This is a genomic window from Candidatus Gracilibacteria bacterium, from assembly GCA_041661045.1.
In the GTDB taxonomy this organism is placed as follows: domain Bacteria; phylum Patescibacteriota; class Gracilibacteria; order UBA1369; family 2-02-FULL-48-14; genus 2-02-FULL-48-14.
On the sequence record JBAZVE010000001.1, the window covers coordinates 1,004,955 to 1,017,649 of the forward strand.

The 12,695-nt window shown below is 46.6% G+C and carries 8 protein-coding genes, 1 tRNA gene and 1 pseudogene; 1 reads left to right on the top strand and 9 read right to left on the bottom strand.

What is annotated here, in order from left to right:
• Window positions 1-12: 12 nt before the first annotated feature.
• Both trpS and priA read right to left on the bottom strand, forming a co-directional pair.
• A complete protein-coding gene (gene trpS, locus WC777_04925) occupies window positions 13-975 on the bottom strand; it encodes a tryptophan--tRNA ligase (GenBank protein MFA6024526.1) in 963 nt (320 codons plus the stop codon).
• A gap of 7 nt (window positions 976-982) precedes the next feature.
• Window positions 983-2,950, bottom strand: a complete 1,968-nt coding sequence (gene priA / locus WC777_04930; GenBank protein ID MFA6024527.1) for a primosomal protein N' — start codon at window positions 2,948-2,950, stop codon at window positions 983-985.
• Between the two features lie 119 nt (window positions 2,951-3,069).
• Between priA and WC777_04935 the strand changes: the two genes are divergently transcribed.
• Window positions 3,070-5,280, top strand: coding sequence for an S-layer homology domain-containing protein (locus tag WC777_04935; GenBank protein ID MFA6024528.1), 2,211 nt, complete (start codon window positions 3,070-3,072; stop codon window positions 5,278-5,280).
• Window positions 5,281-5,302: 22 nt separating this feature from the next.
• Here the strand turns inward: WC777_04935 and WC777_04940 are convergent.
• From WC777_04940 to WC777_04970, 7 genes and pseudogenes are all read right to left on the bottom strand, one after another.
• Window positions 5,303-6,403, bottom strand: a pseudogene (locus WC777_04940) (DNA cytosine methyltransferase).
• Window positions 6,387-7,202: a restriction endonuclease gene (locus tag WC777_04945; protein MFA6024529.1), complete on the bottom strand. Its 816-nt coding sequence runs from the start codon at window positions 7,200-7,202 to the stop codon at window positions 6,387-6,389. The pseudogene WC777_04940 and the gene WC777_04945 overlap by 17 nt, the downstream one beginning before the upstream one ends.
• A gap of 33 nt (window positions 7,203-7,235) precedes the next feature.
• Window positions 7,236-7,312, bottom strand: a tRNA-Arg gene (locus WC777_04950).
• Between the two features lie 66 nt (window positions 7,313-7,378).
• Window positions 7,379-10,435, bottom strand: a complete 3,057-nt coding sequence (secF, locus tag WC777_04955; GenBank protein MFA6024530.1) for a protein translocase subunit SecF — start codon at window positions 10,433-10,435, stop codon at window positions 7,379-7,381.
• A gap of 77 nt (window positions 10,436-10,512) precedes the next feature.
• Window positions 10,513-10,965, bottom strand: a complete 453-nt coding sequence (locus tag WC777_04960; GenBank protein MFA6024531.1) for a cupin — start codon at window positions 10,963-10,965, stop codon at window positions 10,513-10,515.
• Window positions 10,946-11,998, bottom strand: a complete 1,053-nt coding sequence (locus WC777_04965; protein MFA6024532.1) for a sugar phosphate nucleotidyltransferase — start codon at window positions 11,996-11,998, stop codon at window positions 10,946-10,948. Before WC777_04965 ends, WC777_04960 begins: the two co-directional genes overlap by 20 nt.
• A complete protein-coding gene (locus WC777_04970) occupies window positions 11,980-12,684 on the bottom strand; it encodes a prepilin peptidase (protein ID MFA6024533.1) in 705 nt (234 codons plus the stop codon). Before WC777_04970 ends, WC777_04965 begins: the two co-directional genes overlap by 19 nt.
• Window positions 12,685-12,695: the final 11 nt, after the last annotated feature.

A 12,695-nucleotide genomic window follows, 5' to 3' on the forward strand; every position in this document is an offset into this window, starting at 1 on the left:
TGCTTGCGATATTTATAGACCGATCCTTTCGTAGACCGTGGCCATGGTTTCTCGAGCCAGTTTTGCCGCTTTTTTTGCACCCATATCCATGATTTCTTCGAGCTCTTTGGAGTTTTCAAGTTTCTCTCGGCGAACCTTTGCTTCCGCAAAAAAGCCGATGAGTTTTTCGAAGAGAGCTTGTTTCGCGCGGCCATAACCGAAGCCCCCTGCACGATAGTTTGCCTTCAGGTCCTCCAGCTCTTTTGAACTAGAAAATTGTTCATATAGAGAAAGGATGAGGTCGTTTTCCAGCGGCATGGGATCCTTGAGATCCACGCTGGCGGTTTTGATGCTCATGACTTGTTTTTTGATCACCGCTTCGTCATCAAAAATACTGATGGTGTTGTTGTAGCTCTTGCTCATTTTTTGACCATCCAAGCCTGGTACGGTGGCCACTTCTTTTTCAATTTTGGGCTCCGGAAGTTTAAAAGTTTCTCCATAAATATGATTGAATTTCTCGGCAATATCTCTGGCAATTTCCACATGTTGGCGTTGATCTTGGCCCACGGGGACCCAATCGGCTTGGTAAATCAAAATATCTGCAGCCATTAAGACTGGATAAGTGAAGAGTCCAACGGTCATTTCTCGATTTCCTTTTTCTAGCGCATCTTTCCAAGCATGTGCTCTTTCTAAGAGTCCGTGTGGAGCAATGCTGGATAAAATCCATGTAAGTTCAGCGTGTTCGGGCACGGCACTTTGGTAGAAGAACGAGACTTTTTCGGGATCTAGACCCAGGGCTAAATAATCCAAAACAACTCCTCGGCGGTAGCCTCGCATTTCTTCAGCGTTTCTTACCGTGGTGAGCGCATGGTAGTCCGCCACAAAATAGAGACATTCGTGGTTTTCTTCTTGTAGGGCGATGTGTTGTTTGATCGCACCCAAGTAGTTTCCGATGTGGGGTTTTCCCGTTGGCTTGATTCCGGATAAAATGCGCATGTCTTTTTTATACGCTGATTTGAGGATCCGCGTCAATTCGCCAGTTCGTGAGACTCTCCTCTGGAAGATCTTTGAGTAGTGCTGCCGGGTTTTGGCCTTGAAGGAGCACATTCCATTGGTACTGTCCTTTGATTCTTGGGAGTAAGGCGGGGGCGGCATAAATTTGGATCTGGAGCGGGAGGGATTCGGCTTTTGCCTTGAGTTCTCCCTCCAGTTTTTTTGCGGCATTCTCGCAGAAACTTTGGTCTTTGTTGGAGATCATGAGTTTGAGGATTTTGCCAAATGGAGGCATGGTCGACTCCTTTCTTGCACTAATTTCTTGTTCATAAAACCCTTTGTAATCGTGAGTTTGACTATAAAATATACTCGGATGGTCCGGATTGTAGGTCTGTATCAACACTTCTCCTTGTTTTTCTCTTCTTCCTGCGCGACCGGCCACTTGGGTTAGCAGTTGGAAAATGCGCTCTGAAGTGCGGAAATCCGGGATATGGAGGCCGAGATCTGCCAAAATCACTCCCACCAAGCTCACATTCGGCACATCTAAACCTTTCCCAATCATTTGGGTCCCAATGAGAATATCGATTTCACGATTGTGCAGGCGGTCGTGCAGATCACTGAAGCTGTCCTTTTTCCCCATGGTGTCCCTGTCGGCCCTTTGAATGCGAGCCAGTGGAAAGAGTTTTCTCAATTCAGTTTCCACTTTTTCGGTGCCTACTCCAATGGTTTTGATGCGAGAGCCTTTGCACTTTGGACAGAGTTCGGGGAAGCTTTCCATTTGTCCGCAGTGATGACAGAGTAGCGTTTCTTTTTTAAATTTGCGGGCGTGATGTGTGAGAGGAAGATCACAATTGGGGCACTCCAGTACGAAACCGCAATCTCTACACAGCACTGAAGAGGAGGTTCCACGACGGTTGAGAAAGAGGATGATCTGCTCTTTTTGCTCCAATGTTGATCTAATTTTTTGTTCAAGCACCTCGCTGAATATGGAAAAATTGCGAGCTTTGAGTTCTTCACGCATGTCGATGATTTGAACGGTTGGGAGCGGAGTCCCGGCAATCCGTTCCTCGAGCTCAAAGAGGGCAAACTCTCCGTTTTGTGCTTTAAAATAGGTCTCGATGCTTGGCGTTGCAGAGCCAAAAACCACTTGGGCGCCCGTGAGCTCCGCACATTTTAGGGCGGTTTCCCTGGCGTGATATCGCGGACTTTGATCTTGCTTATAGGACCATTCGTGTTCTTCATCCATAATGATGAGTCCCAGTTTTTTAAAGGGAGAAAAGAGAGCGCTGCGAGAACCCAAGACCAAATGAATTTTTCCGGATTGAATCTCACGCCAGACTTTTGCTCGTTTCCCTTCGCTGATTCGACTGTGGATCACGGTCACTTCGGGGAAGGCTGCTTCAAAATAATGCAAAAGCTGTGGAGTGAGGGAGATTTCCGGAACCAGGAGTAAACACTGCTCGCCCTTTTGAATAAAATTTTTGATCAAGTGCTTGTATATTTCAGTTTTTCCGGAACCGGTGATGCCTCGAATTAAGGAAACTTTGGGCTTTTCTTCCAGAATGGTTTTCACGATTTTTCCTTGTTCCGGGGTCAGGGTGTGGATCACTTCCTCCTTTATTTTTTGGACTTCAGGCTTGGATTTCCGTTCTTTTATTTGTTTTCTAAAGATGTTTTTTGGCAGCATCAAGCGGAATGCATCGTATTTTGAGCAAAAATAGTATTCAGCTATCCACTCGGCCAGTTCGATTTGCCAATTTTGCAGTAAACCTTCTTCGTTCAGCAGTCCTAAAATATTTTTTGTGGCGAACTCCGGTTTGTGGGCATGGAGCCGTAAAACCAGGCCGGCTTTTTCACCTCTTTGAAAGGGCACCAAGACTCCATCCCCAATTTTTACATTCAATTCTGCAGGTACTCCATAAGTGAGCGCCGTTTGTTTTCGAGCGAAAGCGTGTTGTATTAAAATTTCTGCGTACATAGTGAGGATGAGAATGAGATGGATGTTGCTTGCGCAACCTTATTGCTTAGCCTCCGTTTCACTCCGGCTTAGCATAAACCATTTTACAAAAAGCCCCAAACCTGCTTCACTATTTTCTGATGACATTTCGCGCGCTGCTTTCCACTGCCGCCTGCTTGAACCTGTTTTGGGTGCTTCCCGCTTTTGCGGTTTCTTTCGAGTCGGACATAGAAAGTGGTTTGATCAAACGGAATGCGATTCAAAGTGAGCACTTCCAATTTGAATTTTCAGACATCATTGGGAATCAAGCGGACAGTGACGGGGATGGGGTCTCTGACATTATTGAACTTATTGCGGAGTCGGCTGAATACAGTTGGGATATTTTGGTGGAAGAAATGAATTATGAAGAGCCTATTGAAACGGGGGAACCTATCATTGTAATTTTGGACGACAATTATGAGTATCTCAGCTCCGGGGCCTTGGGAATCACCAGTGTTTTGACCAATGATCAACCTTACATTGCCATTGATCCTTGGATGAGCCCGGATTATTTGGTGGTCACGATGGGGCATGAGTTTTACCATGCCATTCAATTTGGATACGACTTCAATTTTGCTTACACCTATCAAGGTATCAACTTTGCAGAAGCCACTGCCAGTTGGGCGGAGGATGTTCTGTTTGATACGGTGAATGATTACGGCCTTTATATCCCGGACTTTCTGAGTTATGTAGATTATTCCATCTTCGCCTCCATTGTGCCCACAGGAAGTTTGTATGAATATGGAATGAATATTTGGCCTCGCTTTTTAAGTGAGTATTACGACAATGGCATTGTGAAGGATATTTGGGAAACTTATTTTGACTCCAATATCAGTTATGACAGTGATCTTAAATTGTATGAGGCGGTTTCGGCCGTTCTGGATGATGAGGGGGATGATTTGCCGACTGTTTTTCAGGAATTCACTTTGTGGAATTTGAGTTTGGAAGAGTATGAAGAAGGCAGCCTTTACCCCTCTGTTTTGATTCTGGAAGGGGAGGAAAGCCAGGAGTATACTTTGAGCGATGAGAACTATGCACCAGCCCTGTATGGAACCAACTATTTGTACTTTGAAAACAGTACCGGACAGAATGAATTCATGTTTCATATCATCAAGCCGGAGGGCGTGAGCTTTGCGGTTTCTTTGGTTCCTTATGATGGAGAGAGCTATGACCTTTCCAAGGCGAGAACACAGATTATTGAAGGGGACGAAGCAATGGAAGCCTTCTTAAGCCTGGAAAACATCGGGGCTCAGGATGGAGTGGTGGCGGTGATTTCCAGCCTGGAAATTGAATTTGAGAGTGGGAACAACTGGGAGGTTTTTGACCAAGGCTACCTGTATTACTATTTGGGCAATTACGGGCTTAGTGAAGATGCCTTTCAGGCTTTGATGGATGGAGCTCAAGAGGAAGTGGAAACGGATCAAGGTGAGAAGGAGGGAGAGGATATTGAGGATGCCTCTGATGCTCGCAGTGAAGGAGCTTTGACCCTTTCCATCTTAAGTTTTGATGACAACTCTGCCACCTTTTCTTGGAACAGGGTTGCGGATGAGGACATCGACAGTTACGAGCTCAATTACGGAACAAACAGTGGGTCTTATTCCAAATCTGTGGATATTGAGAACGAATACACCACTTTTGCGACGGTGACGCATTTGGATGAAGGAGAAACTTATTATTTCTCCCTTTCTGCTCTGGATGAGGATAATGACGAAATTGGGGACCCCAGTTCGGAACTAGTGGTGACGCCCATGGAGTGGATTTTTGAAGATGTTTCTTACATGGATATTCACTTTGATGCCATTGAGGCCTTGGTGGAAATTGGGATTTTTGAAGGCTACAGTGATGGAAGCTTTGGTCCCGAGAATGAGATCAACCGAGCGGAACTCCTCAAGATTTTGGTGGAGGGTCGTGGTATTGAAGTGGATCCATCCACAAACAAGAACTGTTTTCCTGATGTCCGTGAAGATTGGTATGCCAAGTATGTGTGTTACGCCAAGAATCAAGGTTGGATTCAAGGGTATAGCGATGGCAGCTTTAAGCCTGCGGATCCTGTGAACAAGGTGGAGGCGCTCAAAATGCTCTTTGAAGTGTATGAGGTAGAATTGAGTCAGGATGCTGTTGTGGCGAATCTCAAATATCCCGATTTGGATGAAAACGCCTGGTATGCCGTTTATGTATGGAAGGCTTCTGCCCTTGGCGTTTTAGAAGAACTCACCACCGCAAACTTCAACCCCGATGCCGATCGTACTCGTGGCGAGATGGCTGAAGAACTTTATCGTTATTTAGTGGTGGACGGGGCGCTTCGAGAGTAGAGAGTTCCTCTAAGACAAAGTTGTTGAGTATGGCTTCGGCAAGTCTGATGGAGAGACATGGAGGCACCGCGTTTCCAATTTGTAAATTTCTTTGGCTCCTCGACCCATAAAATTGATATTCATCCGGGAAGCATTGTATCCTCGCCCCCTCTCTTGTGGTGAGTGGCCTGGGGGCTTTGGGATGTATACATCGAGAAGAGGAAGGGGTGCTTAAATTTCTTGTGATGGTGGTTGAAGGTTTTTTCCACCACAGACGAGAGTAGGTATTTTTAAAGCCGGATTTTGGCCTTAGGTTCTTTGGTAAATTTTCCGGGCTTCCTCCGTCGGGCAAGAGCTGCATCAGTTTAACCAGGTTTGGATTGTTTTTTGGGGCGTTATGATCTTGTAGTTTCTCTGGTGCATTTTTACGCATTATTTTTTGAAACTCATTTTTGGGTTCAGAAGCGTACTCAAAACTTTCTTCCCCGGAATTTATAAAGGGTAAATCTCCGATGGCGTCTTCCAGTGTCAGGTAGGGGCTGAGCAGACCACTAAAAAGGTTGGAGTCGGTTTCCGGGTTGTAATGACTTGGGCTGGGATATTCAAAATTTGTTTTGAGTTTTGAGCCCACCAAGATGATGCGTTCTCTGATTTGTGGAGCTCCGTAATCCGCTGCGTTCAGTAGTTTGCATTGGACTTTATACCCTAGGGATTCAAAAAGAGTGATGATGTTCCCCAGTAATTCTCCATTTTGCATGGAGGTGAGGCCTCTTACATTTTCAAAAAGAAAAAACTTTGGTTTGAACTCGTCCAAAACCCTAAAATATTCTTTGAAGAGTTCCCCTCTTGGATCGTTGCTCGCTCGTTTCCCAACCGTTGAGTAGGCTTGGCATGGAGGTCCTCCAATAATGAGATCTATCTCTTCCGGATCAATTCCCAGATCCCTGCTCACTTTTTTTGCATTAAACTCTTTTACATCTTCATTGTAGACCTTTGTTTTAGGGTGATTTAAAGAGTAAGCCTTTGCCATTTGGGGAAGAATTTCGTTGGCCGCAACAATTTCAAAGCGATCGTCTTTTGCAAAACCATAACTTAAGCCTCCAACTCCACAGAATAGATCGATGATTTTAAGGGTTTTTTTCATGAGGATTGGGTCAATCGGGCATCATCTCTGCATAGGGTCTTGGATCTTCCGTTATCCTCCATACGAAATAATTCTGATCTATATTGAATACGGTTTGCCCCTCCATCTGCTGTCGTGTGATCCAGTTTATATTGTCTTCCTCGATTTCGTCCAATTTTATAAAAGCCACTTGGCCATTGTAAAGATCAAAGTGAATTCCAAGAGTGTGGAGTCCAAGATTTTGAAAAACTCTTTTTGCCTCTAAAACCTTGTGTTGTTTGATGTCGTTTATTCCAGTGAAACCGGCCTGCATCTCAATCCGTAGTTTCGGTCCTCCCTCCAAGCTGATTTCCAGGTCGGCTTTGGGGGTTCTCTTGAAAGTCTCGATTTTTTTAAGATCATCATCGCCAATGAGTTCAATTTTTGAAAAATCCACTCTAAAAATAGCTTCAAGTGCTTTTAGAAAGAAATTTGAAATGATGTACCCGCGCATCCAGGAATAGTAGACTTGTTCCGGGCGTCTGCCTTGGTTGTTGAGGACGGGGAAAATGGCGTTGGCCTTCATGATTTGGAAAGGCTCGTCTACAAATTCCTTTTTGAATGCTTCCGCGTCTTTCAATTTTATTTTTTCTCCCACTGCGGCGTTGAGCCGATCAATCATTTCATAGAGCCGTTCGTTGAGTTGATCGATATAGTTGAAGTCCACGCTTGGGGGAATATCTTTTGCCCCGAAAAAGTTTTTTACGGCGTTTTGATTTGCAAAACCCAGCCGCACTCTGTACTCCCGAAAATGTTCCGGCAAGATTGCTTGTATTGGCATGGTCTCTTTTTTTAAGCTGCACTTCGTGCAGTATGGTGCACCCAGAGGGAGTCGAACCCCCAACCCCTGGTTCCGAAGACCAGTGCTCTATCCAGTTGAGCTATGGGTGCATTGAGGCTGCGTGAGCAGCCAAGTCATCTTAAACGGTAGATTTTCTCTTTGCAAGTCACTCCAATCTATTTCCGTCGATTTTCCCAGTTGGTCCACCATACCAACATGGGGCTGGCGATGAAAATGGAGGAATAGGTTCCGGCAAGCATTCCGATGATGAGGGCGAGTACGAAGATTCGGATGCTGTCGGCGCCAAAAATGAAGAGTGCCGTGATGGTGATGAGGGTTGAAACAGAAGTGTTGAGGGATCGAGCCATGGTTTGATTCAAAGCTCTGTTGGCAATTTCTCCCAAACTGTCTTTTTCTCCACGCAAATGAAGATTCTCACGAATACGATCGAAGACCACGATGGTATCGTGGACGGAGAATCCCATGATGGTGAGCAAGGCAGTGATGAAGAGGGCATCCATCTCAATGTCCAGGAAGTGCCCAAGCACCACAAAGACTCCAATGACGAGGAGCACATCGTGCAATAAGGCCACAATGGCGGAAATTCCAAATTTCCACGCACTGATTTCTTTGGTCACTTTTCGGAAGGCAAAAGCAATGTAAAGCACAATCATCACGGAGGTGATGGCCAAAGCCCATCCGGCTTTTTGTTTGAGGGTTTCACCAATTGTGGGTCCAACGGTGGTGAAGCGGATTTCTTCAAAAGATTCCTGACCTTCGGCCAGTTTGCTCACAATGGCTTGATGGGTCGGTTCATCCATGTGTTTCATGCGGATCAAGAAATTGCCTTGGTCGGTGCTCACGATGTGAGGCGTTCCAAAGTCTCCTTGAAGAGCCGTTTCCACTTCTTCGAGTTTTTGGCTGATTTCTTCGCTGGTGCGGCCTTCGTCCATGTGCAGTTCCAAGGAGGTTCCTCCGGTGAAATCGATACCCCAGTTGATGGGGAAGATAAGGATTGCCACAAGAGCGAGCGCAGCGAGCAGCCCGGAGATTCCACCCCAGATGGCACTCTTTTGAATGATGGGCAGCAAGACTTTGCGAGAGGTGCGAGGTTTTCCCCACAAGCTCAATTTGTCGGCCAGTTTGGTGTTGGCGGCAGCTAGGAGCAGGGTTCTTGTGAGCATGATGGCGCTGAACATGGAAAGCAGAATTCCGAGCGCGAGGTTGAGCGCAAATCCACGGATGATGGAGGAGCCAAAGTAAAAGAGAATGATACAAGTGATGAGGGAAGAGAAGTTGGAATCGCGGATGGAGTCCCAGGCTCGTTTGAATCCTTCTTCAATGGCTTGATGGAGGTTTCGTCCATTGCCGAGTTCTTCTTTCATGCGTTCAAAGATGAGTACATTGGCATCCACGGCCATTCCAATGGAAAGGATCACTCCGGCGATACCCGCCAAGGTGAGGGTGATTTTGGTGGAGAGGACCATGGTGAGGAAGAAGAGGACAAAACAGGTCACCACAAAGGCGATGAATTTTTCTCCGCCGGAATCTTTGTTCTTAAGAATGAGGTGTATGGCAAAACCAAACACTCCAAGGGCAATGAGCAAGGCCACTGCGGTGGGAAGGGCGGTTTTGATGACAAAGAGGAGCAGGAGAGAGTAAATGCCCAAGGCCACGGTGGCGATGAGTCCCGGGAGACGGTAGTAGAGAATCATAAAGAGAGCCAGTACAATCACTCCAATCAAACCTCCAAAAAGGCTTTGATCCAAAGCTTCTTGCCCCAGTGAGGCGCTGATGTTGTACTGTCCCACCAACTCAACGGGTGCCGGAATGGCACCGGTGTTGAGGTCTCGAGCTAAATTTTGAGCTTCTTCCAGAGTGAAGTTTCCACTGATTTGAGCGGAACCTCCGCTGATCTTTTCATTCACATTGGGGGCGGAGATTAGGTTTCCTCCCACAAAAATAGCGATTCGTTTGCCCACATTTTTCTCGGTGAGTTGTTCAAACAGTGTGGCGCCTTCCTCATTGAATGTGATGCTCACAAAAGGTTGGTAGGCCTGGTTGAAGGCCACATCGGCTCGTTCGAAGTGTTCTCCGGTCATGGCAGGTGTCTCCAGCCATGGGTCAGGAGTGGTGCTGAAGAGAATCTTGTTGAAGGCCACTTTTTCGACGCTGATGGTTTCGCTGCTGGCCTCTTGTTTTTCATAGACTTGAATGAGGTGGTATCCAAACTCAGTTTCCACTACTTCGGAAACACTGTTCACTTCCAAGGCAAAGGCTGCTTCTTCAAAAGCATCGGTCATCACTCCACGGCCAAAAGCTCCCAAATCTCCACCGGTTTCTTTTCCGCTGGGGTCATCGGTATATTCCTTTGCCAATTCCTCAAAAGAAGCTCCTTCAGATAATTTTGTTTGTACTTCTTGAATACGCGTTAAGGCTTCTTCTTTGGTTCGAGTGATGCCTTCAGCAGAGGTTTCGGAGCCCTCGAAAGCTACTAAAATATGGCGGGCGCTCACTTCTTCTTCAATTTCTCGGATTTCTTCTTCATTCTTTCTATCGGTGACTTGCACCACGGTCATTCCTTTGTTGGCCACGCCCATTCCATTTTCATCAATCGTGTAGCCTTCATCCAATTCAAAAGGACCAAAAATACTATTCACCTCGCGGCCCTGGAGTGCGGCCATCAAGCTTGTGCTTAAAGTGCTGATGTCGGTGAGTTCCACTTCTTCCACCCTCACTTCACCTGAATTTTCTTCTTGTGCGGCTTCTGCAAGCGTCATGAATTCCCCTCCGCCATTCACTTGAGCGAGAAAAGCATTGGCGGCATCGGTGGCCCAAGAGAGCTGTTCGTCATCTTGAGGATTTGGATTTTCTTCGCGGAATTCCAGTTGAATGGTTTTACCCACGGTTGCTTTGGCTTCTTCCAAGTCGGTGATTCCAGCCAATTCCACCACAATGTGCTTTTCGCTACCCACGGTGGAAACAAAAATATTGGGTTCCGAAACGCCCAGACTATCCACTCGTTTTCGAATCACTTCTTTTACTCCCTCCACAATTTGGTCTTGATCCGCTTCTGCCACCTGGCTCATGTCGATGGCGTAGTCGAGTTGGGTTCCACCTTTAAGATCCAAACCGAGCTTGAGATCGGTCTTTGCATCCACAAAGCCCAAAGCCCCCGCAAAGAGGAGGATGACTAAAATTTTACCGGCGAGCATTTTTTTTACGGAAAGCATGGGAATTTGGCTTAGGGATTAGAAGAATGAGCTTGTGGGGAGATTATACGAGGAAATAACTTTAAAACAAGCTATCCCTAGCCTGTTTTATTGGCAGAAGGTGAATTGTGTGGTCTTGCTACCAATGGTCAGTCCTTATGCAGCTCCGCATCTTTCTCAAAATTATTTCCTTTTCCGCTACGGCCGTAGTCGTCGGAGAGTTTTATGACATCGTCTAGATCGTTGGTGGAAACCTCTAAGATCTCAGCGTCTTCCAAGGCTTCGGCGCGGTGAATCATGCCGGGGTGCACATCCAGTTTATCGCCGGGATTCATGAGAATTTCGTCCAAGTGATCGGCATCGGAACCCAGGTAGAATTTGACTTGGCCTTTGAGCAAGTATTGGGTTTCTTTTTTGCGTTCGTGATACTGGAGTGAGTAACGGTGGCCCTTTTTGATGTGGAGAATTTTGCCCACATATTCAGGTTGGTTGGCGAACCAAATTTCTTTGCCCCAAGGTTTGAGGACTTCTTTAATTTCCGTTTGATTCATGGTTTTGAAGTTTATTTAAAAGTTCTTTTAAATTGGAAGATTTGTCTTTTGGACAGATGAGAGTGAATCCATCGGCACTCACCACCACCATGTTTTTGAGGCCAAAGGCGGCAATTTTTTCTTGGCCTTCATTGTAGATGAGGCTGCCTTCGCAATCCACTGCGGTGGCATCTCCTTTTACCAGGTTGGATTTGGGGTCGTCGGCGAGCTCTTCGTGCAAAGAAGCAAAGGTTCCGATGTCGCTCCAGCCCAAATCGGCGGGAATGATGCGCACACGGGAAGGGTCCACTTTTTCCATGATCCCGTAATCGATCGATATTTTATCGCAGAGGGGGTAATAGGTTTCGATGCTTTCTCCCGCTTGAATCTTCATGAGTTGTGTATAGGTCTTGGGGAGGTGGGTTTTGAACTCTTCTAAAATGGTCTTCACTTTCCACACATAATATCCGGTGTTCCAGAGGTAACTGTAAGAGGAAAGGAAGCGTTTGGCGGTTTCGTAATCGGGTTTTTCTTTAAAGGCTTTGAATTCATAGATTTCGACGCCGTCCCTTTCTCCCAGCATGCGTCCGATGCGCACATAACCCAAATTGGTGTTGGGGTATTTGGCTTTTACCTCGATGATGTTGAGCGTGTCCTCCTCCTTTGCCAAGAGCTCTGCTGTATACAATTTTTGTTCAAACTCCTCTCGATCTTGGACCAGATGATCTGCATACACCACAGCCATCACGGCCTCGGGATCTTTTTTTGCGATGAGGGCGGCGGCCAGACCGATGCAGGGGCCCGTGTCCTGAATGCTGGGCTCCAAAATCAGGTTCTCTTCGGGGATTTGAGGGAGCTGGGCTTTCACAAGATCCTTGTACTGTGCGTTGGTGCTGATGTAGATGTCCTCCGGTTTTACAAAAGAAACGCGATCGTAGGTTTCTTGAAGCATGGTTCGGCTGGAAACCAGTTTTTGGAATTGTTTGGGTTTTTGGGGATGACTCATGGGCCAGAGTCTTGTGCCCACGCCTCCCGCTAAAATCACAATTTTCATAGTGCAAAGAAGTAAAGGTCTAGAATCGGATCTCCGAGGAAGAAGGCTAGCACGGTTCCGGCGGCAAGAAAAGGTCCCAAGGGCACAGCGGTTTTTCCGTTTGCTTTTTTACTGAGCAAAAGAAAGATGCCCACAGTGGAGCCCAAAATGTAAGCCATGAAAATGGCGAGCGGAGTGAACGGCCAGCCCAGCATGAAGCCCATAAAAGCTCCGATTCGAATATCTCCGCTTCCAAGCCAGCGCCCTCTTGAGATTAAATATTGCAGACCAAAGAAGCCGATGCCGATGGCGCCGCCGAAGGCGGCGCTTTGAATGTCCCCGATCCAGAAATTTGCCACAAAGGCATAGAGAATGGCCGGGAGCATGATGGCATCGTGGATTTCTTTATAACGGAGGTCGTAAAAGAAAATGAAGAGCAGGACAAAAAAGTTGGGAACCAGAAAGGCAAAGAGCTCCCAGTTTTGTACTTGAAAATAAAGAAGGGCGAGGAGAAGTCCGGAGCTCAGCTCAGTGAGTGGATACCACCATGAAATTGGTTTTTTGCAGCTTTTGCAGCGGCCGCGAAGCGCCAGGAAACTGAGGAGAGGCACAAGGTCTTGAGGACGAAGCACTGTTTTGCAGTTGGGGCAGTGCGAGCGGCCCTTCACAATTCCGGTTTCTCCCTTGTGCAGTCGTGGAATCAACATACTTAAAAAGC